Raw genomic sequence first — 25,168 nt, 5'->3', positions numbered from 1 at the left:
TGATCGTAGCCAGCACCACCGACAACCCGCTGTCCGGACAAGGGCGGGGATCCCAAACCGCGACCTACCCGTGACCTGGGCCGCAGACGCCGATCGCGGTGGCCGGACCGTCCGGAACGGACAGCCCGACCACCGCGATCGATGCGCTGCGGGCGCCTCAGCGCAGGCTTGCCACGCCGCGCGGCAGGAACCGCTTGCCGGTCACCCGCTCGGAGGTGCCGGTCCGGTCCAGGTACGGCGTGACGCCGCCCAGGTGGAACGGCCAGCCGGCGCCGAGGATCATGCACAGGTCGATGTCCTGCGCCTCGGCGACGACGCCCTCGTCGAGCATGAGCCGGATCTCCTGCGCCAGCGCGTCCAGCGCGTTCTGCCGGACCTGCTCGGCGGTGAGCGGCTCGTCGCCGACCACCAGCAGCTTCGCCACCTCGTCGTTGATCTGGTCGTCGACCACGATCGGCTGGCCCGAGTCGGCGATCCGCTTGAGGTTCTCGCTGACGCCGAACCGGTCCGGGAACGCCTCGTGCAGGGTGCCGCCGACGTGGTACGCCACGGCCGGGCCGACGAGCTGCAGCAGCGCCAGCGGACGCATCGGCAGGCCCAGCGGGTCCAGCGCGCTGTTCGCCACGTCCAGCGGGGTGCCCTGGTCGACGGCGGCGAAGACGGTGCCGAGGAAGCGGGTCAGCAGCCGGTTCACCACGAACGCCGGGGCGTCCTTGACCAGCACCGACGACTTCCTGAGCTGCTTGCCGACAGCGAACGCGGTGGCCAGCGTGGCGTCGTCGGTCCGCTCGCCGCGGACGATCTCCAGCAGCGGCAGCACCGCGACCGGGTTGAAGAAGTGGAAGCCGACCACCCGCTCCGGGTGCTCCAGCTCGGCGGCCATCTCGGTGATGGACAGCGAGCTGGTGTTGGTGGCGAGCACCGCCTCCGGCTTGACGATCTTCTCCAGCTCGGCCCAGACCTGCTTCTTGACGCCCAGGTCCTCGAACACGGCCTCGATGACGAAGTCGGCGTCGGCGAAGACGGACTTGTCGACCGAGCCGGACACCAGGCCGTACAGCTTGGCGGCGGTGCCCTTGTCCATCCGGCCCTTGCTCACGGCCTTCTCGATCTGGGTGTGCACGTAGCCGACGCCCTTGTCCACCCGGGACTGATCCAGGTCGGTCATCACGACCGGCACCTGCAGCCGCCGGGCGAACAGCAGCGCGAGCTGGCTGGCCATCAGGCCGGCGCCGACGATGCCGACCTTGGTGACCGGGCGGGCCAGGCCCTTGTCCGGTGCGCCGGCCGGGCGCTTGGCCCGCCGCTGCACCAGGTCGAAGGCGTACAGGCCGCTGCGCAGCTCCTCGGAGAAGACCAGGTCCGCGAGGGCCTCGTCCTCCGCCGCGGTGCCGGTGGCGAAGTCGGCGTCCTTCGCCGTCTCCAGCAGATCCAGCGCCTTGTACGCGGACGGGACCGCGCCGTGCAGCCGCTGGTCGAGGGTCTGCCGGGCGAAGTAGAGCACGCCCGCCCACATGTCCTTGTCGACCTCGGGACGGGTCACGGCGACCTCGCCCCGGACGACGCCGGCGGCCCACTCCAGCGACCGCTCCAGGAAGTCGGCCGGCTCCAGCAGCACGTCCGCGATGCCCATCTCGGCCGCCTGCTTCGGCTTGAGCATCTTGTTCTGCATCAGCGGGTTCTGGATGATGACCTGCGTCGCCGCCGGGATGCCGATCAGGTTCGGCAGCAGCTGCGTACCGCCCCAGCCGGGGATCAGGCCGAGCGAGACCTCGGGCAGCGCCAGGGCCGCCGCGCCCGCCGACAGGGTCCGGTAGTGGCAGTGCAGCGCCAGCTCCAGGCCGCCGCCCATCGCCGCGCCGTTGACGAACGCGAAGGTGGGGACGGCGCTGTCCTTGAGCCGGGCGAAGACCCGGTGGCCGAGCCGCCCGATCTCCAGCGCCTGGTCGCGGTTCTCCAGCGCGGGCAGGCTGGTGATGTCCGCGCCCACGCAGAAGATGTACGGCTTGCCGGTGACCGCGATGAACGCCGGCTCCGCGGCCAGCGCGGCCGTGATCGCCTCGTCCAGGCTGGTCAGACCGGCCGGGCCGAAGGTGTTCGGCTTGGTGTGGTCGAAACCGTTGTCCAGGGTGATGAGGGCGGCGGGCCGGTCCAGCCCGGGTACGGCCACCTGGCGCAGCAGCGCCTTGGTGACGACCTCGTTCGGTGCGGCGAGGCTCACTTGTCTCCACCCTCCCAGTGCGGGTTCTCCCAGATCACAGTGCCGCCCATGCCGATGCCGATGCACATGGCGGTGAGGCCGTAGTGGACCTCGGGGTGCTCGGCGAACTGGCGGGCGAGCTGGGTCATCAGCCGGACGCCGGAGGACGCGAGCGGGTGACCGATGGCGATCGCACCGCCCCACGGGTTGACCCGCGGGTCGTCGTCGGCGATGCCGAAGTGGTCGAGGAAGGCGAGCACCTGCACCGCGAACGCCTCGTTCAGCTCGAACAGGCCGATGTCGTCGATGCTCAGGCCGGCGATGCGCAGCGCCTTCTCGGTCGACGGGATCGGGCCGACGCCCATCACCTCGGGCTCGACGCCGACGAAGCCGAACGACACCAGGCGCATGCCGACCGGCAGGCCCAGCTCGCGGGCGGTGTCCTCGGCCACCAGCAGCGCGGCGGTGGCGCCGTCGTTCAGGCCGGCCGCGTTACCCGCGGTGACCTTGCCGTGCGGCCGGAACGGGGTCTTCAGGCCGGCCAGCTTCTCCATCGAGGTGTCGCGGGGCGCCTCGTCCACGGTGGCCAGGCCCCAGCCCGCCTCCGGGTCGCGGACCGCCACCGGCACCAGGTCGCCCTGGAGCTTGCCGTTGGCGTACGCCTTCGCGGTCTTCTGCTGCGACGCCAGCGCGAACGCGTCGGTGCGCTCCTTGGTGATGTGCGGGACCCGGTCGTGCAGGTTCTCCGCGGTGGAGCCCATCACCAGGGCGGACGGGTCGACGAGCTTCTCCGCGACGATGCGCGGGTTGGGGTCGACGCCCTCGCCCATCGGGTGGCGGCCCATGTGCTCGACGCCGCCGGCGATCGCGACGTCGTACGCGCCCATGGCGATGCCGCTGGCCACTGTGGTGACGGCGGTCATCGCGCCGGCGCACATCCGGTCGATGGCGAAGCCGGGCACGGTCTTGGGCAGGCCGGCCAGCAGGGCGGCGGTGCGGCCGATGGTCAGGCCCTGGTCACCGATCTGGGTGGTGGCGGCGATGGCCACCTCCTCCACCTTCTCCGGCGGCAGTTGCGGGTTGCGGCGCATCAGCTCGCGGATGCAGCGGATCACCAGATCGTCGGCGCGGGTGTTGGCGTACATCCCACCCGCCTTGCCGAACGGGGTACGGACGCCGTCGACGAAGACGACATCCCGAACTTCACGGGGCACTTGGAGCCTCCCTCGGCACGGGCATTTCCCCGGATGCTACTCGCCAGTAACCAGGCGTGGCACCACCCCCCGCGTGGCCCACCTCACACCCCGCCCGCCGCCGTCACGACTGCGGGGTGCGCAACGCCTCCGTCAGCGCGGGCAGGAGCAGCCCGATCTGCCACTCGCGCGCCCCGAACCCGCGCAGCGTCTCCGCCACCGTCTCGTCGGTGATCTCCGCGGGTGGCTGCCAGGCCAGCCGGCGGATCGAGTCCGGCGCGATCAGGTTCTCCGCCGGCAGCCGGTGCGCCCCGGCCGTGCCGACCACGACCTCCCGGGCCCGGGCCAGCCGCCCGGCCGCCACCGGGTCGCGCTCGGCCCACCGGTGCGGCGGAGGCGGCCCCTCCACGGTCGGACTGACCGGCAGCGCGTCGTCCGGCAACTGGCGCGCGTCGTCGAGCGCCGCCAGCCAGGTACGTGCCAGCCGGCGCACCGACCGCCCACCGAAACCGGGGAGCGTGAGCAGCGTCTTCTCGTCCTTCGGGTCCAGCTCGGCGGCGGCCACGATGGCCGAGTCGGGCAGCACCCGGCCCGGCGCGGCGTCCCGGCGGGAGGCGATCTGGTCCCGCGCGTACCAGAGGGAACGCACCCGGGCCTGGGCGCGCGCCCCGCGTACCCGATGGATGCCGGACGTGCGCCGCCACGGCTCGGCGCGCACGCGCGGCGGGCGGGCGCCGTTGCGCACCAGCGCGTCGAACTCCTCCGCCGCCCAGCCGGACTTGCCCTGCCGCTGCAACTCCTCGTCCAGCGCGTCGCGCAGGTCCACCAGCAGTTCCACGTCCAGCGCCGCGTACGTCAGCCAGGACTCCGGCAGCGGCCGGCTGGACCAGTCGGCGGCCGAGTGGTGCTTCTCCAGGCTGAACCCGAGCAGCTGTTCGGTCAGCGCGGCCAGGCCGACCCGCTCGAAACCGGCCAGCCGGGCGGCCAGTTCGGTGTCGAACAACCGGCGCGGGCGCAGCCCCACCTCGGCCAGGCAGGCGAGATCCTGGCTGGCCGCGTGCAGCACCCACTCGGTCTCGGCGATCGCCGCGTCCAGGGCGGACAGGTCGGGTAGCGGCAGCGGGTCGATGAGCGCGGTGCCGGCGCCGCCGCGGCGCAGCTGCACCAGGTAGGCGCGCTGGCTGTAGCGGTAGCCGGAGGCACGTTCGGCATCGAGGGCCACCGGGCCGGTGCCGGACGCGAAGCGGGCCACCACCTCGTCCAACTCGGCGGGTGTGGCCACCGGGGCGGGCGTGCCGTCGCGCGGCGCGGTGAGGGGGACGGCCGCGCCCGTGTCGGTCTCGGTCCCCGCGTCCGCCGGCTCCGGCAGGGCCGACGTCGGAGAAGCGGACGCCTCTCCGGTACGGCTTTCGGCGGCCCGACGGCGCAGGGGTGGTTCGTCGGTCACCTGACAACCCTAGTAGGCCGGACGATCCGGTGTGCGCAGCCGGTCCGGCGCGTGTCGGCGCGATGGCCGTCAGGTGACCGGAAAGGTGCGGGTTGCGGGGCCGTGAGAGGGTCGGACAAGGGGGAAGACAAAGCCCGTTCCCGCCGGTACGGTCCATCGAGCCGCGAACGGCGTACGGGTGCCGCAGCGGGTCGGGGGGGGCGTCGGCGAGGCCGACGGGGAGGACGGGCGAGCATGACAGGCGGGTACGGAACCGGCGACGACGTGCCGGGGCAGGGCGGCGAACCGGCAGCCGACCGGCCGGGACCGCTGCCGCCGCGTTTCGCCCCGCCCGCCGGTCCGGCACCGGTGCCGGGATCGTTCCCCGGTGGATCCGAGTGGGCCGGCAGCCCCGGCTACCCGGCGCGGGCCGCCGTCCCGCCGCCCGCCGGTTACCCGGGCCGCCCGGACCAGGCCGGGACGCCGCAGGCGACGCCCTACGCGGCCTCGTCCGGCGTCGCGACCCCGCCCGCCACGACCCCGCCGGGCCAGCCGACCTACGGCACCGCGCCGGCCGAGCCGGGCCGGTCGTCCTACGGCACCGCGCCTGGTCAGCCGCCCTACGGCAGCCCGCCGGCCCAGCCGTCGTCCTTCGGCTCCGTACCGGCGCAGACCTCCCGGTCCGCCGCCCCGGCGTACCCGGGACAGCCGGCCGCGTCACCGTCGTATCCGGGCCGGCCGGTCTCCGCGTCACCGTCCTATCCGGGCGGGCCGGGCTCGTCGTCGTACCCGGACCGGACGCCCGCCGCACCGGCCTACCCGGGCCCGTCCGGCAGCGGCCCGTCGTACCCCGGTCAGCCCGTGTCCGCGCCCGCCTACCCGGGGCAGCCGGTGTCGGCGCCGTCCCAGCCCGGCTCCGCGTACCCCGGTCAGGCGGCCCCCGTCGACGGCCCGGCCGGCTTCGGCGCGCAGCCGGCGCGGCGCAGCCGGGTGGCGGTGGTGGCGCTGGCCCTGGCCGCGGTGCTGGCGGTGGTCACCGGCGTGCAGGCGTACCAGATCTACCGGCTCGACGACCGGCTCGCCGCCGCCGACAAGCGGATGGCCGAGGGGCAGGGCGCGGACGCCGACCGGTTCGACGGTCTGGAGCAGCGCGCCGGCAGCCTGGAGAAGCAGGCCGACGCGGCCTTCAACCCGGAGGCGGTGGCCAGCGCGGTCCTGCCGAGCGTGTTCCGGGTACGGGCCGGGCAGTTCACCGGCACCGCGTTCGCCGTCGGCAAGGCCCCGTCCGGCGGCGGCACCACGCTGCTGACGAACTTCCACGTGGTCGAGTCGGTCTTCACCGCCGGTGAGCGCAAGGTGTTCCTGGAGCGCAAGGACCAGCGGTTCGAGGCGACGATCATCGCCACCGACAAGGACAAGGACCTGGCGCAGTTGCAGACCAGCGCCAAGTTCACCGGGCTGGTCGCGGCCCGCGCCCCGGTGCGGTCCGGCCAGCAGATCATCGTGGTCGGCGCGCCGCTCGGGTTGCAGGACAGCGTCACCACGGGCGTGGTCAGCGCGTTCCGCGAGGACGAGCGCGGCGGCGGCCCGGTGATCCAGTTCGACGCGCCGATCAACCCGGGCAACTCCGGCGGCCCGGTGATCAACGGCTCGAAGGAGGTCGTCGGCATCGCCACGGCCAAGGCCCGCAACGCCGAGGGCATCGGGCTGGCGGTCCCGATCAAGACCGCCTGCGACCGGTTCCGGCTCTGCTGACGGCGGCCACACCGGCCCGGCCGCACCGCATCGACCCCGGCCCATCGGGCCACCCCGCGGGGGACCAGCACATCTGGAGGAACGACATGTCCTACCCACCGGCCGGGGGCGACAACCCGCCCCCGGCGCCGGGGGGCACGGTCTACGGCAACGTGTACGGCAGCCGGCCCGCGCCCCAGCAGTACGACCCGAACCAGCCCGCGCCGACCCTGCACCAGCCCGCCGCGCCCGACGGCGCACCCGGGTACGGCGGATACCAGCCCACCGCGCCGGGACAGCCGGGCTACGCGCCCGGCGCCGCCCCGGTGCCCCCGCCGGCGCAGCCGATGTCGGCACCGCCGGTCTCCGTCCCGCCGGTCTCCGGGCCGGGCTACGCGCAGCCGATGTCGGTCCCGCCGGCGTCCGCACCGCCGGTGTCCGGCCCCGGCTTCGCGCCGCCGCCGATGTCCGGGCCGCCCGGGCCGCCCGGCCCGTACGGCCCGGTGGGCGCCGCGCCGGCCGGCGGCCGGAGGTGGGCGCCGCTGGTGCTCGGCCTGGTGGCCGCGTTGCTGTTCGTCTTCGGCGGCGTGATGACCTTCCTGTACGTCTCGACGAACGGCGACCTGGACGAGTCCCGGCAGACGGTCAGCCAGCGGGACGGCACGATCTCGGCGAACCAGCAGGAGATGGAGAAGCTCAAGGGTGAGCTGAAGGCGGTCCAGGAGCGGCTGTCGGACACCCAGCAGGACCTGACCGGCACCAAGAACGACAGGGACGAGCAGGCCCGGCAGAAGAAGGTCATCGCGAACTGCCTGGACAAACTGACCACGGCCATGGCGGCGGCGTCGCGCGGCGACCGGGCCGCCTTCGAGGCGGCCAGCAAGGGCCTGGACAAGATCTGCGACGAGGCCGAGAACTACCTCTGACCGGTGTCCACCGAAGGCCGTCCCGGTTCGTCCGGGGCGGCCTTTCGCGTGTCCCGGGGCGAGGTGCGGTCAGGCGGCGCCGGCGGAGCGGCGGGTGGGCAGCGCGGTGACACCGGGCGGCGGCAGGCCGGCCGTGGAGGCCAGCAGTGTGCACCAGCCGAGCAGGTGCGGGCCCAGGTCGGCGCGCAGCGGCGTCCACGAGGCACGGATCTCGATGTCACCGGCGGCGGGCGGCCCGGCCAGCTCCCCGAACCGGGTGGAGAGCGTCTGGGTGACGGTGCCGCCGATCGCCCGGTGCCCGGCGCCCTGCGCGTCGAGCGCGTCTGTCAGCCAGGTCCAGCCGACACCTGGTAGCAGCGGGTCGCTGGCCAGGTCGACCTCCAGTTCGGCGGTGACGTACGTGACCAGGCGCAGCGTGCCCTGCCACGCCTCGTGCCCGGCCGGGTCGTGCAGCAGGATCAGCCGGCCGGTGGCCACCTCGTCGTCGTCGCGCATCACGGCGGCGGAGAGCGCGAACGCGTACGGGGCCAGCCGCTGCGGCGCGCCGACCTCCTCCAGGACGATCTCCGGGCGGGGTGTCACCGATCGCAGCCCCGCGACCGCGCGAGCGAACGTTTCCGGGAGCGCGATCGGGGGGGCCATGCGGGCAGCCTATGCCGCGCTCACCGCACGGCGCGCGACGGCACGCCGGGTGATCGACGGTTAAGAAGGGGCCCTTCCGCTACCGGAGGCGTTAAGCGGGGGCCCTTCCTTCTACGTCACAAATGCGGACGGTGAGCGCGGGCGCGCGCCGGGGGCGTGGCACGATGGCCGCGATGACCACCGACACCACGGGCACTGCCGCCCGAGACGGAGAACCCCGCCGCGGCGGGCCGGCCGACTCGCCCTTCGTCCGCGCCTGCCGGCGCGAGCCGGGCCCGCACACCCCGGTCTGGTTCATGCGCCAGGCCGGCCGGTCGCTGCCGGAGTACCGGGAGATCCGGGCCAACGTGCCGATGTTGGAGTCCTGCCGCCGGCCCGAGCTGGTCACCGAGATCACGCTGCAGCCGGTGCGCCGGCACGGCGTGGACGCGGCGATCCTGTTCAGCGACATCGTGGTGCCGGTCGCCGCGGCCGGCGTCGACCTGGACATCGTGCCCGGCACCGGGCCGGTGGTGGCCGAGCCGGTCCGTACCGCCGCCGACGTCGAGCGGATCTCCCCGATCGGCCGCGACGACGTGTCGTACGTGGACGAGGCGGTCCGCCGGCTCGTCGTCGAGCTGGGCGACACCCCGCTGATCGGCTTCGCCGGGGCGCCGTTCACGCTCGCCAGCTACCTGGTCGAGGGCGGCCCGTCGCGGACCCACGCCAAGACCAAGGCGCTCATGTACGGCGACCCGGACCTGTGGCACGCGCTGTGCGCGCGGCTGGCCGAGGTGACGCTGGCGTTCCTCCAGGTGCAGATCGACGCCGGGGTCTCCGCGGTGCAGCTGTTCGACTCGTGGGCCGGCGCGCTCTCCGAGGCCGACTACCGCCGCTTCGTGCTGCCGCACTCGACGTACGTGCTGGGCGGGCTCGCCGACGCGGGCGTGCCCCGGATCCACTTCGGGGTGGGCACCGGCGAGCTGCTCGGCGCGATGGGCGAAGCCGGCGCCGACGTGGTGGGCGTGGACTGGCGGACCCCGCTGGACGTCGCCACCGGCCGGATCGGGCCGGACAAGGCGGTGCAGGGCAACCTCGACCCGACGGTGCTGCTCGCCCCCTGGCCGGCGGTGGAGACCGAGGTGCGGCGCATCGTCGAGCAGGGCCGGGCCGCTCCCGGCCACGTGTTCAACCTCGGTCACGGCGTCCTGCCGGAGACCGACCCCGAGGTGCTGACCCGGGTGGTCGCGCTGGTGCACGAGCTGACCGCGCGACCGGAGCGCTAGGAGGAGCAGTGGTGCGACCGTGGCGGGTGGCGATCGTCGGTGGCGGGATCACCGGGCTGGCCGCCGCCGTCCGGTTGCGCGACCGGGCCGGTGAGGGCACCGAGATCACCGTGTACGAGCAGTCCGGCCGCCTCGGCGGCAAGCTGTTCACCGGTGAGCTCGCAGGCGGGCCGGTCGAGTTCGGCGCGGAGTCGTTCCTGATGCGCGACCCGGCCGGTGGCGAGTCGGCGGCGGTGACGCTGGCCCGGCGCCTCGGCCTGGACGCCTCGATCGTGCACCCCACAGTCGGGCAGGCCGCCCTGCTGGTCGACGGCACGTTGCGCCAGGTGCCCGGCGGGACGCTCGTCGGCGTACCCGGGGATCTGGACAAGGTGGCGACCGTCGCGCCGCCGGCCGCGGACGCCGACCGCGACGCGGGCCACCCGCTGCTGGCCGACGGCGAGGACACCTCGGTCGGTGAGCTGGTCCGCAAGCGCCTCGGTGACGCGGTGGTGGACCGGCTCGTCGACCCGATGCTCGGCGGTGTGTACGCGGGGCGGGCCGACGACCTGTCACTCGTCACCACGATGCCGGCGCTGGCCCGCGCGGCTCGCACCGAGCACACGCTGGTCGGTGCGGTACGCGCCGCGCAGGCCGCCGCGCCGCGCGCGCCCGGCGCACCGGTCTTCGGCACCCTGGCGGGCGGGCTGAGCACGCTGGTCGAGGCGGCGGCGACGGCGAGCGGGGCGACGATCCGCCGGGGCGCCGCGGTACGCGAGCTGCGCCGCACCCCGTCCGGCTGGCGGCTCACCGTCGGGCCGACCCGCGACGCCGAGCACGTCGAGGCCGACGCGGTGCTGCTCGCGGTGCCGGCCCGACCGGCCTCCCGCCTGCTCGCCGCCGCCGCACCCGAGGTGGCCGAGACGGTCGGCGCGCTCGACTACGCCAGCGTCGCCCTGATCACCCTCGCGCTGCCCGGCCCGGCCCTGCCGGAGCTGTCCGGCTTCCTGGTCCCGGCCGGCGAGGGGCTGACGATCAAGGCGTCCACGTTCTTCACCACCAAGTGGGGGCACCTGCGTCGGCCGGACGGGCTGGCGCTGGTGCGCGCCTCGGTGGGCCGGTACGGCGACGAGAGATCGTTGCAGCTCACCGACGACGACCTGGCCGACACGGTGCACCGGGAGCTGTCGGCGGTGCTCGGCGCGCCGCTGCCGGCCCCGGTGGCCCGGCACGTGCAGCGGTGGGGTGGCGCGCTGCCCCAGTACACGCCCGGGCACACCGCCCGGGTGGCGGCGGTCCGGAAGGCGCTGCGCGCCGCCTGCCCGACGCTTGCGGTGGCCGGGGCCGGCTACGACGGCGTCGGCATCCCGGTGTGCGTCCGCTCCGGCGAGACGGCGGCCGAAGAGATCATCACGGCACTGGAAGGATCGGCAGCATGACCGAGCAGACCAACGCGGCGCGGCTGCGCGAGCTCAACGAGACCATCCGCTACACCATGTGGTCGGTGTACCGGGCCACCAGCCCGCTGCCGTCGCTGCGGGAGAACGTCGTCGACGAGGTCGAGTCGCTCTTCACCGAGCTGGCCGGCAAGGACGTCACGGTCCGGGGCACGTACGACGTGGCCGGGCTGCGCGCCGACGCCGACCTGATGATCTGGTGGCACTCGTCGTCCAGCGACGCGCTGCAGGACGCGTACCTGCGGTTCCGCCGCACCACGCTGGGCCGGGCGCTGACCCCGGTCTGGTCGCAGATGGCGCTGCACCGCCCGGCCGAGTTCAACAAGAGCCACATCCCGGCGTTCCTGGCCGACGAGCAGCCGCGCGCCTACCTGTGCGTCTACCCGTTCGTGCGCTCGTACGAGTGGTACCTGCTGCCCGACGCCGAGCGGCGAGAGTTGCTGGCCGAGCACGGCAAGATGGCCCGGGGCTACCCGGACGTGCGGGCCAACACGGTCGCCTCGTTCGCGCTCGGCGACTACGAGTGGATGCTGGCGTTCGAGGCCGACGAGTTGCACCGGATCGTCGACCTGATGCGTGACCTGCGCGCTTCGGGCGCCCGGCGGCACGTACGGGAGGAGATCCCGTTCTACACCGGCCGCCGCCGCCCGGTCGCCGACATCGTCACCTGCCTGGTGTGAAAGGAAGGGCCCCTTCTTAACGCCTGCGGTAGAGGAAGGGGCCCCGCTTAACACCACGACGGTGTCGAGCAGGGCCCCGACCGGGACGGCAGCCGTCAGGCGGTCGTCGTGCAGGACAGGATGCCGGGCACCGGGTTCGTCGCCCCGGCCGAGCCGGTGAAGCCGAACGAGGTGCTCGCACCCGGCGCGAGCGAGCCGTTGTACGCCACATTGCGTGCCGTGACGAGCGTTCCGCTCGTGGTGACGGTGGCGTTCCACGCCGAGTTGACCTGCTGGCCGTTCTGGTAGTTCCAGCTCACCGACCAGCCGCGGATCGGCGAACCGCTGTTGTTCGTCACCTTCACGTCGGCCTGGAAGCCGCCGCCCCACGAACCGGTGATCGCGTACGTCGCGGTGCAGCCACCGGCCGGGTTCGGCGTGGTCGGCGGCGGGCTGGTGGGCGGCGTACTCGTCGGCGGGGTGCTGGTCGGCGGCGTGCTGGTGGGCGGCGTGCTCGTGGGCGGGGTGGTCGGGCCGGACCCGCCGAAGTCCACGTCGCTGCACAGGTAGTAGGACTGGTCCAGGTGGCTGGCCTGCCAGATGGTGTAGACGATGTGCCGGCCGGTGCGGCCGGGCGCGTTCGCCGGGATCTGGATGGACACGCCGTCCACCTCACGCGTCCACTGGCTGGCCGGGGTGTTGCCGATCTGGCCGGCCAGTTCCAGGTCGCTCCAGCGCAGCGGCGAGGTGAGCGCGTTGAAACCCTGCTTGGTCACGTACACCCGGATGTAGTCGGCGCCGTGGCTGGCCTGGTCGAAGAACTTGACCCGGAAGTTGTTGGTGACCGGCACGGTCTTCCAGGCGCCGACCGTGTCGAGCGCGTTGTACCTGCCGCTCTGGGTGCGGCCGCCGCTGCACAGCTGCCCGTCCGGGATGGCGCCCTGGTGGTTGCCGGCCACGCCCTCGCGGAACAGGCCGTTCCAGTTCCACATGGCGTTCGGGTCGGCCTGCCACGCCTGCCAGCACATCGGGTCCTGGGTGGCCATGGCCGGGTTCTGGAAGTCGCCGCCCCAGCGCTGCCAGCAGCTGTAGGCGCGCGAGGCCGGGTCGACCACCGACCCGTGCGCCGAGGCCGGGCCGGAGAACGCGGTGGTGAGCAGCGCCGCGACGACCGCGCAGACGGCGAGGATCGCCGCCGCGAGCGGTAACGGGCGGCGGTACGGAGTGGACATGGGAAGCCTCCGGGATGGGGTGTCGGTGCACGACGCCCGGACTGTCGGGAGTTGCCCTCTCCCGCGTGGCGGCTCCGCCCGCACGCTGCCATAAAAATCGACAAACGTCAATCGGTGGGGTCGCGGCGCATCGGGGTGTGCGGGATGCCGTCCTCGACGTACCCGGGGCCGCTGACCTCGAAGCCGAACCCGGCGTAGAAGCCGACCAGGTGCGTCTGCGCGTCGAGTACGCACGGCCGGTCACCCACCACGGCGAGCGCCTCGGTCATCAGCGCGCCGGCCAGGCCCGCGCCGCGGGCCGCCGGCGCCACCACCACCCGCCCGATCCGTGCCACGCCGCCGGGGTCGGCCAGGATCCGCAGATACGCGACCACGGCGCCGTCGCTGCTCAGCCACAGGTGGCGGGTGCCGGGTTCGACGTCCCGGCCGTCCAGTTCCGGGTACGGGCAGGACTGCTCGACCACGAACACGTCGATGCGCAGCCGGAGCAGGTCGTGGAAGGTGCTGGCGTCCAGGTCGGCGAAGCTTGCCAGGTGGGACTCGACGGGCATCGGCCCAGGGTAGGCGGCGCGTCTCTGCCCGGCCGTGCGTACCCTGGGCGCGCGGCGGTTCGGCGCGCCGGGGCCGGCCCGGTCCGGCGTGCCGGTTCCGCGGGGTCCGGCGTGCCGATTCAGGGCGCCGGCACGCCGGCTCAGCCCTTCGCCGCGCGCAGCCCGGTTGCGGTGGCGGTCACGGCGCGTTCGAACCACGTGCCGGTGCCGGCCGCCGAGCGGGTCCACACCCAGACGCACTGGGTCACCCGGCCCTGCTGGAGGCAGCCGAAACGGTGCGGGAAACGGGTGCCGTCGGACAGGGTCATGGTGGCCGACAGCATCCGGCCCGGCACGCCCAGCCCGGCGGGCAGCTTCCCGGCGGTGTGGCCGGTGGTGACCTGGCCGGCCTCCTCGTCGCGCTCGCACGCCTCCAGCACGCCGAAGATCTGCCGGACCGCGTCCGCGGCGGTCGCCTCGTCCGGGTAGACCACCGTCTCCTGGGCCACCTCGACGAACTCGCCGACCGGTGTTCCCTCCGGCGTGCCGAAGACCCGGGTCGACACGACGAGCCGCCGGTCGAGCAGGGGCAGCGGGCGACCACAGGCGACGCCGTCGGAGTCGAGTTGCTCGCTGGCGTTCTCGGGCTTCTCGGCCAGGCCGGCCAGGTCGCCGGTCGCCGCGTACCGGTCGCGCAGCGCCGCGGCGGCGCCGCCGTCGGTGGGTGAGGGCGCGACGAGGGCCGGGTCGGTGGCGGCGGCGGGCTCGGTGGCGGGAGAGCAGCCGGCGAGGGCGGCGGTCAGAGCCGCCGCGATGATCATCCGTCGGGACACCGGAGGGATGCTAGACGGAGATCGACGCCGGTGGGCGCCCCGGGAGCGCCCGCGTCAGGCGGGGCGGGCGCCGACCGCGTCGCGTACCTCGGCGCCCTGCTCGCCCTCGACGGCGCGGGCGCAGTGGGCGCAGCAGAAGAAGCGGCCGGAGACCTCGACGCCGTGCCCGACGATCTTGATCTGGCAGTGCTCGCAGATCGGCGCCATCTTGTGCACCGCGCACTCGAAGCAGTCGAACGTGTGCCGCGACCCGTCGACGGTGCGCACCTCGAACGCCATCCAGTAGTCGTTACCGCAAACCTCGCAGGTTGCCATGCGAAACCCCCCGAAAACGGACCTGTCATCCGAGAGTCGCGCAGACGACACCATCGAGCAACCGGAACCGGCGAACCTGATCCGGCCCCACGGCGAGTCGCTCCCGGCGTGTCGCGCGTTGACCCCGGTGACCGCCGAACATCCCCGGAGGATTCGTGATCAAGCGCAACAAGCTCTTCGGCAACCAGACCCGGGTGACGTTCTCGCTGCCCCGGGACACCCCGGCCGGCACGGTGAGCGTGGTCGGCTGCTTCAACGGCTGGGAGCCCGGCCGGCACGAGCTGGTGCCGCGCCGCGACGGCACCCGTACCGTGACGGTCCGGCTGAAGCCGGGGGAGTACCGCTTCCGCTACCTCGCCACCGGCGGGGTGTGGCTGGACGACGAGGCCGCCGACCAGGTGGACGAGGCCGGCGGCCTGCTACGGCTGTGACGCCGCCGTCAGCCGGCGCTGGGCTCCAGCCGCACCGAGATCGAGTTGACGCAGTGCCGGGTGTCCTTCGGGGTGAAGCCCTCACCCTCGAAGACGTGCCCGAGGTGGCTGTCGCAGCGCGCGCAGCGGATCTCCACGCGCCGCATGCCGAGCGTGTTGTCCGGGATCTCCTTGACCGCGCCCGGGATGGCGTCGTCGAAGCTCGGCCAGCCGCAGTGCGAGTCGAACTTGTCCTGGCTGCGGAACAGTTCCAGCCCGCAGGCCCGGCAGTGGTAGACGCCGGGGGTCTTGGTGTCGACGTACTCACCGGTCCAGGGCGCCTCGGTGCCGGCCTCGCGGAGCACCCGGAACTCCTCGGGGCTCAGCCGGACGCGCCATTCGTCCTCGGTACGGGGCAGTTCGTTGTCGGAAAGACTCACCCCTCAACGGTACGTCGGGTGTCGGTGGCATCGCATATGGTCGCGTGATGGCGGGCAACGGTGCGGTCGAGGAGATCGAGGTAGCCGGGCACACGGTGCGGCTGAGCAGCCCCGATCGGGTGATCTTCCCGCAGCGGGGCTTCACCAAGGCCGACGTCTTCCGCTACTACCTGGCAGTCGGCGACGGGATCATGCGCGCCCTGCGCGACCGGCCGACGACGCTCCAGCGCTTCCCCGACGGCATCGAGGGGGAGATGTTCTTCCAGAAGCGGGTGCCGCAGCGGGGCGTGCCCCCGTGGGTCAGCACCGCGCAGATCGCGTTCCCGAGCGGGCGCAAGGCCGACGAGCTGTGCCCGGCCGACCTGGCCCACGTGGCCTGGGCGGCGCAGATGGGCACCGTGGTGTTCCACCCGTGGCCGGTGCGCGCCGCCGACACCGACCGCCCCGACGAGCTGCGCGTCGACCTCGACCCGCAGCCCGGCACCGACTTCGCCGACGCGGTGACCGCCGCCGGTGAGCTGCGCGGTCTGCTCGACGAGCTGGGCGTGCCCGGCTGGCCGAAGACCTCCGGCGGCCGGGGCGTGCACGTCTACCTGCGCATCCAGCCGCGCTGGACGTTCGTGGAGGTCCGCCGGGCGACCATCGCGCTGGCCCGGGAGCTGGAACGCCGCCGCCCCGAGCTGGTCACCACCGCCTGGTGGAAGGAGGAGCGCGGCGAGCGCGTCTTCGTCGACTTCAACCAGATGGCGCGGGACCGCACCATCGCCTGCGCGTACTCGCTGCGTGCCAACGCCCACGCCACCGTCTCCACCCCGGTCGACTGGGACGAGCTGCCCGAGGTCGACCCGGACGACTTCCACCTGGGCACGGTGTCGGCCCGGTTCGCCGAGCGCGGCGACCCGCATGCCGGCATCGACGACGCCCCGTGGGACATCACGCCGCTGCTGGAGTGGGCCGAGCGGGACGCCGCCGACGGGCTGGGCGACATGCCTTATCCACCTGAATATCCGAAGATGCCCGGCGAGCCGAAGCGGGTCCAGCCGTCGAAGGACCGCGACCGCCCCCGCCCCTGACGCGGTCCCTGCTCGGTGCCGCCGGTTCAGGCCGGGGCGGTGAGCATGCTCCGCACCGAGGCGACGATGTGCCGGGGGCGGTAGAGGTCGGTGGCGGTGTAGACCCGCATGCGCCAGCCGTGCTCGGCCAGCCAGTTGAGCCGGGAACGGTCGTGGTGCAGCCGGCCGGGGTCGAGGTGGGAGGCGCCGTCGTACTCCAGGCCGATGCGCCGGTCACGATAGCCCAGGTCGAGGCGGTAGATCGGGATCCCGTCCCGGTCGGGAACCCACAGTTGCGGCTCCGGCGGCGGCAGCCCGCCGTCGATCAGCAACAGACGCAGTTGGCTCTCCTGCCGGCACTCCGGGCGCGGGTCGGCGAGCGCGATCAGTTCCCCTGCCTGCCGTACTCCCCGCAGACCGGCGTGCCATGCCACCTCGGTGAGCAGGTCGTCGCGGCGGCAGGCCCCGGCGCGGAGGCAGAGGTCGAGCACCGGCAGCGCGTCCGCCCGCCGGAGCACCCGGGCCAGATCCACGGCGCAGCGGGTGGCGGGTGCGCAGGGGATGCCGGCGATCTCCACCGCGTCCGGCACCGGCAGCACCGTCTGATGCGTCACCACGCCCCGGATGCGCCGGGCGCTCACGCCGGGCGGCACGATCACGTGCACCCGGTCGCCTGGAATCGCCCCGAACCGGTGCAGTCTCGCGCCGGTGTGGAACCCCGCGACGGTTCCCGGCGGCAGTCGCCGGAACAGCGCGCACAACCGGCTCTTCTCGTCGTCGGTGCAGCCGTACACACCCCGGGACAGCCGGCCCAGCCGTCCCGCCCTCACCTGGTGCCGTACCGCCCCGCGGCTCATCCCACCCGCCAGCAACTCCCCGTACCGCCACACCCGCCCACCTTCCCGCCCCATCGTCCTTCCCGTCCGCCCCTGTGGACAGCGCTCGTCCTCGCGCCGGTGGCCGTCGATCTTGGAGTTGTGGTCGTTCCCAAAAGCCGCATAGCGCGCATTCGAGGTGCCACAACTCCAAGATCGACGGGGAGGGGCTGCGGCGGGGGCGGCGGCGGGGTGGGAGAGGGTGCGGGGGGACCGATAACGATCATGTAACGGGCGCGAACCTTTTCCGGGGCGTCACTGCTCTCTCTCGGCATCGGCCCGCCGGGGCCAGGGAGAGGACGTCGGATGAAGCTGGTGTGGAGGCGGGCGACAGAGGCCCGTGGGCTGCTGCTCGCCGCCGCTGTCGCGGCACTCGTCGCGGTCGCGCTTGTCACCGGGCTCTCCGACTACAACCGCCGGGCGGTCGAGGCCGGCGCGCGGGCGGTGCTCGACGCCGCCCCGGCCGAGGAGCGCAGCCTGCTGATCAGCGGCTCCGGTGGCGCCGACGCCGCCGCGTTCGCCGAGCGGGACCGGGCGGTACGGGAACAGTTCGCCGACGGGCTCGGCGGCGCTCCGGTCACCGTGGCCGCGACCCGCTCCGGGACCGGGCGGGAGCTGACCGGTGACGTGGGTGCCGCCCGTACCGACGACGACCCGATGTTCGCCAACCTCGCCACGCTCGACGACCTGCCGGCGCACGCCGAACTGGCCGCCGGGGCGTGGCCGGTGCCCGGCAGCAACCCGTTGCAGGTGACGTTGCCGGAGAAGGTGGCCGCGCAACTGAGCCTGGAGGTCGGGGAGCGGGTGCCGCTGTACGACAGGGGCGCCGAACGCGCCGGCACCGTGGTGGTCGTCGGCACGTGGCGTCCACGGGACGCGTCCGAGGCGTACTGGCGTCTCGCCCCGGGAGTGGGGGAGAGCCAGGGCGACGCGGAGATCACCTCGTACGGGCCGTTCGCGCTCGACCCGGCCGACTTCACGCGTACCTTCCCGGGGGCCACCTCGGCGGCCTGGGTGGTCGACCCCGACCTGGTGGCGGTCGAGCCGGCCCGGCTGCCCGCCGTGACCACGGCGCTGGACGAGATCACCGGGAAGCTGCCCGAGGTCACCGGCCTGGGTTCCTCGTCGCAGCAGGTCAGCTACCTGGACCGGCTCGTCGACCGGCTCAGCCGGGCCGACCTGGTGGGCCGGTCCGCGCTGCTCACCCCGCTGCTGCTGATCGTGGTGCTCGGCGGGTACGCGCTGGTGCTGGTGGCCGCGCTGCTCAACGAGGACCGGCGGGCGCAGACCGCGCTGCTGCGGGCCCGGGGCGCCGCCCGGGGGCAGATCGCCGGGCTGGCCGTACGCGAGGCGACGCTCGTGGTGGCGCCGGCGCTGCTGCTGGCCCCGGCGCTGACCGGGCAGGCGATCCACTACCTGGGCGCGGACCTGGGGCTGGCCGACGGCGACCTGGCCCGGGTGTGGGTGGTGGCGGTCGGCGCGGCGGTGGGCTGCCTGCTCGCCATGGTGCTGCCGGCGATGCGCCGGGCCGGCACGTACGTCGCCGACATGGCGTCCCGGTCCCGGCCCACCCGGGGGGCGGCAGTGCAGCGGGCGAGCGTGGACATCGCGCTGGTGGCCCTCGCCGTGCTCGCCTGGACCCAGTTGCGGCAGTACTCCTCGCCGCTCGCCGGCGCGAACGGCAGCCTCGGCATCGACCCGCTGCTGGCCGCTGCGCCCACCATCGGCGTGCTGGCCGGCGCGGTGATCGCGCTGCGGCTGCTGCCGCCGACCACCCGGCTCGCGGAACGCCTCGTCGACCGGCGCACGTGGAACGCCACCATGTTCGGCATGTGGCAGGCGGGCCGGCGCCCGCACGCCGGGCCGGTGCTGCTGCTCGCGCTCGCCGTCGGCGGCAGCACCCTCGCCTGGTCGCTCGTGGCCTCGTGGGAACGCTCGCAGCGCGACCAGGCGCAGCACACGGTCGGCGCGGACCTGCGGCTGACCGAGCGGGACGGCACCGCCCCGGTGGACCGGGCCGCCCAGCTGGCCGCCGTACCGGGCGTGGACCGGGTGCTGCCCGCCTGGCGCGACGACGTACGGGTGGGTCGTGAGGCGCGGCCGGCCACTGTGGTGGCGCTGGACGCCGCCGCCGCGAAGGGGCTGATCCGGCTCGACGACGCCGGCGGCGACGCGTCCACCGGCGCCCTGCTGGACCGGCTCGCGAACGGCCGGACCGCGCCGGCCGGCGGCGTCCTGCCCGAGGGGGCGAAGACGCTGTCCGGCACCGTGCGCACCCCGGTGGAGAGCATGTTCGGCCGGCCGCGGGTGGCGGTGACCGCGTTGTTCACCACCGACGCCGGGGCCACCTGGCGGGTCCGGCTGGCCGAGGCCGGCGGCGACGGGAAGCCGGTGCGCTTCTCGGTGCCGCTGCCCGACAGCGGCGGCGCCCCGCTGCGCCTGGCCGGCGTCGAGGCCGACGGCGGCGACGCCACCGGCAGTTCCTATCGGCTGCTGCTGGACGAGCTGCGGCTCACCGACGCCGCCGGGGCGGCCCTGCCGGTGCCGGTGGAGGGGGCGTGGCGGGTGATCGACCCGGGCGCCGGGCCCCGCGACACCGCCGAGGCGAGCCCGACCCGGATCGACGGGACGCAGGGCTTCGACGTACCCGCCGGGCTGTTGCAGTTCGCCCGGATCCCCTCGTCCCGGTTCGCGCTGGTGCCGCAGGTGCCGGACCGTCCGGTACCGGTGCTCGTCACCCCCGGCGTGGCCGCCGCGATGAGCGTCAAGACAGGCGACACGGTCAAGCTGTCGGTCGCCGAGGTGACGCTCGAGGTCACAGTGGTCGGCCAGGTCGCCGCCATCCCCGGCACCGAGGGCGACGGGGTGCTGGTGGACCTGCCCACCGCCACCACGCAGCTCCTGGAACGCAGTGGCGGCGTCCGGCCGGTGGCCGAGTGGTGGCTGGGCACCACGCCCGGCGGGCACACCGCCGCCGCTGATGCGCTCGCCCCGACCGGCGGCACGGTGCTGCTGGACCGGCGGGCGGTGGCCGCCGAGGCCGCCGAGGATCCGTACTGGCAGGGTGCGCGCACCGGCCTGCTGGCCGCCGCGCTCGGCTCGGTGCTGCTCGCGCTGGTCGGCCTGGCGGTCGACGTCTGGGCCACCACCCGGCGCCGGCTCACCGAGTTCGCCGTGTTCAACACGCTCGGCGCGAACACCCGGCTGCTGGCCCGCGCGTACCTCGCCGAACAGACGTTCCTGGCCGCGATCGGCGTCGGCGTCGGCATGCTCGTCGGCGCCCTCGTCGCGGCCACCATGGTGCCGCTGGTGATCCTCACCCCGGCCGCCGGCCGGCCGGTGCCCGAGGCGGTCTTCACAGTGCCCTGGCTGCCGATCGGGGCGACGGCCGCCGGGCTGCTGCTCGCCGCGCTCGCCTTCGCCGCCCTCATCACCACAGGCATCCGCCAGCGGGTCGCCGCCGCGCAGCTCCGGATCGGAGGAGAACGATGAGCCTTCCTGGTGCCGCGCGCCGGGTCCGCGCATACGGGGGGCAGTTCCTGCTGCTCGCCGTCCTGACCCTGGTGACCGCCCTGCTGATCACGGGCGTGCCCCGGGTCGCCGACCGGCTGACCGGGCAGGGGCTCACCGAATACGTCGCCGGGCAGCCGGTGGCCCGCCGCGACCTCACGTACAGCACCGCGCCGGACGTCGTGCCGGCCTCGGCCCAGCCCGTCGCCGCCAGCCGGGGAGCCCTGCTCGCGGCGATCGAGGAGAAGATGCCCCCCGAGGTGCGCGACACGATCGGCGAGCGCTGGTTCGCGGCACAGACCATCCCCGGGCGACTGCGCGGTCCGACGCTGAGCGACGACAAAGGGCTGATCGACCTGCACCTGCGCGCCGGCACCGGCATCCGGGAGGCGGCCACCCTTGTCGACGGGCGGTGGCCGGAACGCGGCGTCACCCCGGCCGGCGCGATCGAGGTGACGCTCGCCGAGGCGATCGCCACCACGCTGGGCGTCGTGGCCGGTGACCGGTTCCGCCTCTCACTGCTGGACGCCGACAACAACGTGCTCAACTCCCGCCCGGTCGAGCTGGTCGGCGTGTGGCGGCCGAACGACCCGGCCGGCGGCGTCTGGGACACGCTGCCGTCGATGCTGAAGCTCAGCCCGCCGGAAGGCGACGGCGACCCGTTCGTGGGCGTCGCGTACACGGCCGACGCGGGCCTGAACTCGATCACCGCCCGCGAATGGCCGGTGAGCTTCGGCTGGCGGTACCGGATCGCCCCGGACCGGCTCGAACCGGGCCGCCTCGACGCGTTGATCGCCGGCGTCGACGGGCTGGACCGGGCCATGCCCACCGAGACCGAGATGACCCTCAGCCAGGGCGTGGACATCCCGCTGCGGCGCTTCGCCGACTCGCTGGCCGCCGCGCGTACCCTGCTCGCGGTCATCGCGGCCGGGCTGCTCGCCACGCTGGCCGGGCTGACGCTGCTGGCCGCCCGGCTGGCCGCGCGCCGCCGCCGCGCCGAGTTCCACCTGATCCGGGCCCGCGGCGGCTCGACCGGCGCGGTGCTGCGCCGCGGCCTGGCCGAGTCGCTGCTGGTGCTGCCGGCCGCGGCCGGGATCGGCTGGCTGCTCGGCGGGCTGCTGCCCGGCACCGGCGCGTCGTGGCGCTGGGTGGTGATCGCCGCGCTCCTGGCCACGCTGCTGCCGCCGCTCGCCGCGCTCGCCGTCGGCCGCCGGGCCGGTGGCCGCGCCGACCTGGGCGGCCGGTCGCCCGCCATCCGGCTCACCGTCGAGGTCGTCGTGCTCGGGCTCGCCGTGCTCGGCGCGTTCCTGCTGCGCCGGCGCGGGCTCACCGCCGGTGCGGTGGACCCGCTGCTGGTCTCCGTACCGGTGCTGCTGGCGATCGCGGCGGCGCTGCTGGCGCTGCGCGCGTACCCCTGGCCGTTGCGGCTGGTCAGCCGCGTCGCCGCCCGGGCGCGCGGCAGCGTCGCGTTCCTCGGCACCGCCCGGGCGGGCCGGGCCGCGAGCACCGGGCCGCTGGTCGTGGTGGTGCTCGCCGTCGCCACCGCCGCGTTCTGCGGCGTGGTGGCGACCGGCATCGAGACCGGCCGGGACACCGCCGCCGCCCAGGCCGTGCCCGGTGACCTGCTGGTACGCGGCGAGCGCTTCACGCCCGACACCGCGGAGAAGCTGGCCGGGCTGCCCGGGGTACGCGCCGTCGCGCCGCTGCTCACCGTGCCGGCCGAACGCCCGTACTCCGACCGTGCCGGACGCCCCGCCCCGATCACCGAGCTGCGCGTGGTGCTCGTGGACGGGGAGCGGTTCGCCGACGTGGCACGGCAGGCCGGCGTACCGGTGGACGTGCCCGACCCGGTGCGGGCCCGCACCGACGGGAGCACGCCGCTGCCGGCGCTGGTGTCCCCGGCGGTGGCCGAGGAACTGGCCGACGCCGGGCTCGCCGACGCCCGGGGCGAGCGGCCCGCCTGGCTGGACGTGCAGGGCAACCGCCTGCCGGTGCGGACCGCCGCCACAGTCGACGGGTTCGCGCTCGTCGGCGAGGGCGTACGCCGGTTCGTGGTGCTGCCGTGGCCGGCGTTGCCGGCCGACGCGCCGCACCAGCTCGCACCCACCGGTTTCGTGCTCGCCGGGTCCGGTGTGGACGCGGCCGAGGTGGACCGGGTGGCACGGGACGGGCAGCGGCGCTACCTGCGCATCGGCGGGGTCGACGCCGGGGACAAGGCCCGCGCGCCGGAGGTGACGACCCGTGCGGCCGTGCGCGCCGACCTGGGCGGCACCGGCGTGAACGGCCTGCTGGTGTTCGGCTTCGTGCTCGGCGCCGGAGGCGGCGCCGCGCTGGGGCTGCTGGGGCTCGCGCTCGCGGTGCTCGCCGGGGCCCGCTCGCGCGGGCAGGTGCTGTCCCGGCTGCGCACGATGGGCCTGTCCCGCCGGCAGTGGCGCGGACTGCTGATGGTGGAGCTGACGCCGCTGGTGCTGGTGTCGGTGCTCACCGGAGCGGTGGTCGGCGCGTTGCTGCCGCTGCTGCTCACACCGGTGCTCGGGCTGCCCGCCTTCACCGGGGGCGTGGAGGTGCGCCCGAGTTTCGAACCCGGCCTGGTGGCCGGGGTGTCGGTCCTGGCCATGCTGGCCCTCGGCTTCGCGATCACCGTGGAAGCCGTGAACAACCGCCGGTTGCGCCTCGGCGAGGTGCTGCGGCTCGGAGAGGAGAGCTGACATGACCGCGACCGCTTCCGGCCACCCGGGCCCGGCGCGTCTCACGCCGCGTGACGAACCGTCGTCTGCCGTACCGGATCTGGCGTCGCTGCAACAGCGCGCCGCCCAGCGGGCCGCCGAACGGGCCGGCGGGCGCGACCGGCTGCGCGGGCACATCGTCTGCGACGGCCTGGTGCGCATCTTCAAGACCGAGGGCGTCGAGGTCGTCGCGCTCCAGGGCCTCGACCTGGTCATCGACCGGGGCGAGCTGGTCGCGATCGTCGGCGCGTCCGGCTCCGGCAAGTCGACGCTGCTGAACATCCTGTCCGGGCTGGACACCCCCACCGCGGGCATCGCCCGGGTCGCCGACTACGACCTGCTGTCGCTGTCGAACAAGCGGCGGCTCGCGTACCGGCGCGACGTGGTCGGGTTCATCTGGCAGCAGACCGGCCGCAACCTGCTGCCGTACCTGACCGCGCTGGAGAACGTGGAACTGCCGATGAAGCTGGCCGGGCGGGCCGGCGGGGGCCGCAAGCGGCGGGAACGGGCCCGCGAGCTGCTGGACATGGTGGGCGTCGGCTACTGCGCGGACCGCCGGCCGGGCCAGATGTCCGGCGGCGAGCAGCAGCGCTGCGCGGTCGCCGTGGCGGTCGCCAACGACCCGGAGATCCTCTTCGCCGACGAGCCGACAGGTGAGCTGGACGAGGCGACCGGCGCCGAGGTCTTCGCCGCGCTGCGCACCATCAACGCCGAACTGGGGGTCACCATCGTGGTGGTCACCCACGACCACGCCGTGGCCGGCCAGGTCCGCCGTACCGTCGCGATCCGCGACGGCCGGACCGCCTCCGAGGTACGCCGGACCGCGCGCGCCACCGCCGACGGCGGCACCGAGATGGTCAGCGAGGAGTACGCGGTGCTCGACCGCACCGGCCGGATGCAACTGCCGGCGCAGTTCGTGGAGGCGCTGTCCCTGCGCGACCGGGTCCGGCTCAACCTGGAACCCGACCACGTCGAGGTGCGCCCCGGCGACCGGGCACACGCCGAGGAGAGTGAGTGATGACCGACCAGACAGTGGTGCTGCCGGCGGAGCCGGGGACGGCCGTCGACGACGTGGTCCGGGTCGAGGGGGTGAGCCGCACCTTCGGCAGGGGGGAGCACGCCGTGCACGCCGTACGGGACGTCTCGTTCACCGCGGGACGCGGCGAGCTGGTCGCCGTCCGGGGCCGCTCCGGCGCCGGCAAGACCACGCTGCTGAACCTCGTCGGCGGCCTGGACCGGCCGGACGCCGGGCGGATCCGGGTGGCCGGGCACGACGTCACCGCCGCGGGTGAGCGGGAGCTGCTGTCGCTGCGCCGGGGCACCATCGGGTTCGTGTTCCAGACGTTCGGCCTGGTGCCGATCCTGTCCGCGGCGGAGAACGTCGGGGTGCCGCTGCGGCTGGCGAAGGTGCCGGCGGCCGAGCGGGAGCAGCGGGTCGCGGTGCTGCTGGAACTCGTCGGGCTCGGTGGGCACGCGGCGCAGCGCCCGTACGAGCTGTCCGGCGGGCAGCAGCAGCGGGTGGCGGTGGCCCGGGCGCTGGCGAACGAGCCGGACCTGCTGATCGCCGACGAGCCGACCGGTCAGCTCGACTCCGAGACCGGCCGGTCGATCATGGACCTGCTGCGCGCGGTGGTGCACGCCCGGGGCATGACCGCGCTCGTCGCCACGCACGACCCGGCGCTGATCGAGCTGGCCGACCGTACGCTCACACTGCGCGACGGCCGGCTGGTGTCGGAGGACTGATCCGGGTGCCGGGCCGCGCGC

At 74.5% G+C, this 25,168-nt stretch carries 21 protein-coding genes; 11 read left to right on the top strand and 10 right to left on the bottom strand.

Going from position 1 to position 25,168, the window contains the following annotated elements; all coding sequences use genetic code 11:
• Positions 1-157 precede the first annotated feature (157 nt).
• From ACPCK6_RS09935 to ACPCK6_RS09925, 3 genes are all read right to left on the bottom strand, one after another.
• On the bottom strand, positions 158-2,221 hold the full coding sequence (locus ACPCK6_RS09935) for a 3-hydroxyacyl-CoA dehydrogenase NAD-binding domain-containing protein (RefSeq protein WP_396883905.1): 2,064 nt from the start codon (positions 2,219-2,221) through the stop codon (positions 158-160).
• A complete protein-coding gene (locus tag ACPCK6_RS09930) occupies positions 2,218-3,414 on the bottom strand; it encodes a thiolase family protein (RefSeq protein WP_423480932.1) in 1,197 nt (398 codons plus the stop codon). The genes ACPCK6_RS09935 and ACPCK6_RS09930 overlap by 4 nt, the downstream gene beginning before the upstream one ends.
• Positions 3,415-3,517: 103 nt before the next feature.
• A complete protein-coding gene (locus ACPCK6_RS09925; protein ID WP_396883903.1) occupies positions 3,518-4,840 on the bottom strand; it encodes a ribonuclease D in 1,323 nt (440 codons plus the stop codon).
• A gap of 234 nt (positions 4,841-5,074) precedes the next feature.
• Here ACPCK6_RS09925 and ACPCK6_RS09920 point away from each other — a divergent pair, with 234 nt between their 5' ends.
• Together ACPCK6_RS09920 and ACPCK6_RS09915 are read left to right on the top strand one after the other, a co-directional pair.
• A complete protein-coding gene (locus ACPCK6_RS09920; RefSeq protein ID WP_423480931.1) occupies positions 5,075-6,574 on the top strand; it encodes a S1C family serine protease in 1,500 nt (499 codons plus the stop codon).
• A gap of 86 nt (positions 6,575-6,660) precedes the next feature.
• Positions 6,661-7,479, top strand: a complete 819-nt coding sequence (locus tag ACPCK6_RS09915) for a hypothetical protein (RefSeq protein WP_423480930.1) — start codon at positions 6,661-6,663, stop codon at positions 7,477-7,479.
• Between the two features lie 69 nt (positions 7,480-7,548).
• Here ACPCK6_RS09915 and ACPCK6_RS09910 read toward each other — a convergent pair whose 3' ends face one another.
• Positions 7,549-8,121, bottom strand: a complete 573-nt coding sequence (locus tag ACPCK6_RS09910) for a DUF3000 domain-containing protein (protein ID WP_269696365.1) — start codon at positions 8,119-8,121, stop codon at positions 7,549-7,551.
• 164 nt (positions 8,122-8,285) lie between these two features.
• On the opposite strand from ACPCK6_RS09910, the gene hemE reads away from it, so the two are divergent.
• Genes hemE through hemQ form a run of 3 tightly spaced genes read left to right on the top strand, consistent with a single transcriptional unit; the run spans position 8,286 to position 11,502 of the window.
• Positions 8,286-9,386, top strand: coding sequence for a uroporphyrinogen decarboxylase (gene hemE, locus ACPCK6_RS09905; RefSeq protein ID WP_423480929.1), 1,101 nt, complete (start codon positions 8,286-8,288; stop codon positions 9,384-9,386).
• 8 nt (positions 9,387-9,394) lie between these two features.
• A complete protein-coding gene (hemG, locus tag ACPCK6_RS09900) occupies positions 9,395-10,804 on the top strand; it encodes a protoporphyrinogen oxidase (RefSeq protein ID WP_423480928.1) in 1,410 nt (469 codons plus the stop codon).
• The gene (gene hemQ, locus ACPCK6_RS09895; protein WP_396883898.1) at positions 10,801-11,502 is read left to right on the top strand and encodes a hydrogen peroxide-dependent heme synthase; all 702 of its coding nucleotides are present in this window, start codon (positions 10,801-10,803) and stop codon (positions 11,500-11,502) included. The genes hemG and hemQ overlap by 4 nt, the downstream gene beginning before the upstream one ends.
• Positions 11,503-11,597: 95 nt before the next feature.
• On the opposite strand, the gene ACPCK6_RS09890 is transcribed toward hemQ, so the two are convergent.
• The 4 genes from ACPCK6_RS09890 to ACPCK6_RS09875 all read right to left on the bottom strand — a co-directional run bounded on the left by ACPCK6_RS09890 (position 11,598) and on the right by ACPCK6_RS09875 (position 14,391).
• Complete coding sequence (locus ACPCK6_RS09890; protein ID WP_318333074.1) at positions 11,598-12,713, bottom strand: lytic polysaccharide monooxygenase auxiliary activity family 9 protein; 1,116 nt, start codon at positions 12,711-12,713, stop codon at positions 11,598-11,600.
• A 107-nt stretch (positions 12,714-12,820) separates the two neighbouring features.
• Positions 12,821-13,264, bottom strand: a complete 444-nt coding sequence (locus ACPCK6_RS09885) for a GNAT family N-acetyltransferase (RefSeq protein ID WP_423480927.1) — start codon at positions 13,262-13,264, stop codon at positions 12,821-12,823.
• A gap of 140 nt (positions 13,265-13,404) precedes the next feature.
• Positions 13,405-14,076 carry a hypothetical protein gene (locus tag ACPCK6_RS09880; protein WP_396883895.1) on the bottom strand — a complete coding sequence of 224 codons (672 nt, stop codon included), beginning with the start codon at positions 14,074-14,076 and terminating at the stop codon, positions 13,405-13,407.
• A gap of 54 nt (positions 14,077-14,130) precedes the next feature.
• Positions 14,131-14,391 carry a metallothionein gene (locus ACPCK6_RS09875; RefSeq protein WP_030503017.1) on the bottom strand — a complete coding sequence of 87 codons (261 nt, stop codon included), beginning with the start codon at positions 14,389-14,391 and terminating at the stop codon, positions 14,131-14,133.
• A 155-nt stretch (positions 14,392-14,546) separates the two neighbouring features.
• Between ACPCK6_RS09875 and ACPCK6_RS09870 the strand changes: the two genes are divergently transcribed.
• On the top strand, positions 14,547-14,822 hold the full coding sequence (locus tag ACPCK6_RS09870) for an isoamylase early set domain-containing protein (RefSeq protein WP_013284827.1): 276 nt from the start codon (positions 14,547-14,549) through the stop codon (positions 14,820-14,822).
• An 8-nt stretch (positions 14,823-14,830) separates the two neighbouring features.
• On the opposite strand, the gene msrB is transcribed toward ACPCK6_RS09870, so the two are convergent.
• A complete protein-coding gene (gene msrB, locus ACPCK6_RS09865; protein ID WP_013284828.1) occupies positions 14,831-15,241 on the bottom strand; it encodes a peptide-methionine (R)-S-oxide reductase MsrB in 411 nt (136 codons plus the stop codon).
• A 47-nt stretch (positions 15,242-15,288) separates the two neighbouring features.
• On the opposite strand from msrB, the gene ligD reads away from it, so the two are divergent.
• Positions 15,289-16,314, top strand: a complete 1,026-nt coding sequence (gene ligD / locus ACPCK6_RS09860) for a non-homologous end-joining DNA ligase (RefSeq protein ID WP_423480926.1) — start codon at positions 15,289-15,291, stop codon at positions 16,312-16,314.
• Between the two features lie 26 nt (positions 16,315-16,340).
• Here the strand turns inward: ligD and ACPCK6_RS09855 are convergent, their stop codons facing one another.
• Positions 16,341-17,183 carry a type IV toxin-antitoxin system AbiEi family antitoxin gene (locus ACPCK6_RS09855; RefSeq protein WP_423480925.1) on the bottom strand — a complete coding sequence of 281 codons (843 nt, stop codon included), beginning with the start codon at positions 17,181-17,183 and terminating at the stop codon, positions 16,341-16,343.
• 291 nt (positions 17,184-17,474) lie between these two features.
• Between ACPCK6_RS09855 and ACPCK6_RS09850 the strand changes: the two genes are divergently transcribed.
• Genes ACPCK6_RS09850 through ACPCK6_RS09835 form a run of 4 tightly spaced genes read left to right on the top strand, consistent with a single transcriptional unit; the run spans position 17,475 to position 25,147 of the window.
• Complete coding sequence (locus tag ACPCK6_RS09850) at positions 17,475-20,660, top strand: FtsX-like permease family protein (RefSeq protein ID WP_423480924.1); 3,186 nt, start codon at positions 17,475-17,477, stop codon at positions 20,658-20,660.
• Positions 20,657-23,386 carry an FtsX-like permease family protein gene (locus ACPCK6_RS09845; protein ID WP_423480923.1) on the top strand — a complete coding sequence of 910 codons (2,730 nt, stop codon included), beginning with the start codon at positions 20,657-20,659 and terminating at the stop codon, positions 23,384-23,386. The genes ACPCK6_RS09850 and ACPCK6_RS09845 overlap by 4 nt, the downstream gene beginning before the upstream one ends.
• Position 23,387: 1 nt before the next feature.
• Positions 23,388-24,422 carry an ABC transporter ATP-binding protein gene (locus tag ACPCK6_RS09840; protein WP_423480922.1) on the top strand — a complete coding sequence of 345 codons (1,035 nt, stop codon included), beginning with the start codon at positions 23,388-23,390 and terminating at the stop codon, positions 24,420-24,422.
• Positions 24,422-25,147: an ABC transporter ATP-binding protein gene (locus ACPCK6_RS09835; RefSeq protein ID WP_423480921.1), complete on the top strand. Its 726-nt coding sequence runs from the start codon at positions 24,422-24,424 to the stop codon at positions 25,145-25,147. Before ACPCK6_RS09840 ends, ACPCK6_RS09835 begins: the two co-directional genes overlap by 1 nt.
• Positions 25,148-25,168: the final 21 nt, after the last annotated feature.

This window comes from Micromonospora sp. AB353 (genome assembly GCF_049538395.1).
GTDB classification, from domain to species: domain Bacteria; phylum Actinomycetota; class Actinomycetes; order Mycobacteriales; family Micromonosporaceae; genus Micromonospora; species Micromonospora aurantiaca.
Note: the sequence above shows the minus strand (reverse complement) of the source record. Positions and strands in the feature narration are given on the sequence as shown.

What these genes read in the sequence shown, in the direction of transcription:
- ACPCK6_RS09920 (WP_423480931.1), top strand. Translation starts at nt 5,075, where the DNA reads ATGACAGGCGGGTACGGAACCGGCGACGACGTGCCGGGGCAGGGCGGC.
- ACPCK6_RS09915 (WP_423480930.1), top strand. Translation starts at nt 6,661, where the DNA reads ATGTCCTACCCACCGGCCGGGGGCGACAACCCGCCCCCGGCGCCGGGG.
- ACPCK6_RS09910 (WP_269696365.1), bottom strand. Translation starts at nt 8,121, where the DNA reads ATGGCCCCCCCGATCGCGCTCCCGGAAACGTTCGCTCGCGCGGTCGCG.
- hemE (WP_423480929.1), top strand. Translation starts at nt 8,286, where the DNA reads ATGGCCGCGATGACCACCGACACCACGGGCACTGCCGCCCGAGACGGA.
- hemQ (WP_396883898.1), top strand. Translation starts at nt 10,801, where the DNA reads ATGACCGAGCAGACCAACGCGGCGCGGCTGCGCGAGCTCAACGAGACC.
- ACPCK6_RS09890 (WP_318333074.1), bottom strand. Translation starts at nt 12,713, where the DNA reads ATGTCCACTCCGTACCGCCGCCCGTTACCGCTCGCGGCGGCGATCCTC.
- ACPCK6_RS09885 (WP_423480927.1), bottom strand. Translation starts at nt 13,264, where the DNA reads ATGCCCGTCGAGTCCCACCTGGCAAGCTTCGCCGACCTGGACGCCAGC.
- ACPCK6_RS09875 (WP_030503017.1), bottom strand. Translation starts at nt 14,391, where the DNA reads ATGGCAACCTGCGAGGTTTGCGGTAACGACTACTGGATGGCGTTCGAG.
- ligD (WP_423480926.1), top strand. Translation starts at nt 15,289, where the DNA reads ATGGCGGGCAACGGTGCGGTCGAGGAGATCGAGGTAGCCGGGCACACG.
- ACPCK6_RS09850 (WP_423480924.1), top strand. Translation starts at nt 17,475, where the DNA reads ATGAAGCTGGTGTGGAGGCGGGCGACAGAGGCCCGTGGGCTGCTGCTC.
- ACPCK6_RS09845 (WP_423480923.1), top strand. Translation starts at nt 20,657, where the DNA reads ATGAGCCTTCCTGGTGCCGCGCGCCGGGTCCGCGCATACGGGGGGCAG.
- ACPCK6_RS09840 (WP_423480922.1), top strand. Translation starts at nt 23,388, where the DNA reads ATGACCGCGACCGCTTCCGGCCACCCGGGCCCGGCGCGTCTCACGCCG.
- ACPCK6_RS09835 (WP_423480921.1), top strand. Translation starts at nt 24,422, where the DNA reads ATGACCGACCAGACAGTGGTGCTGCCGGCGGAGCCGGGGACGGCCGTC.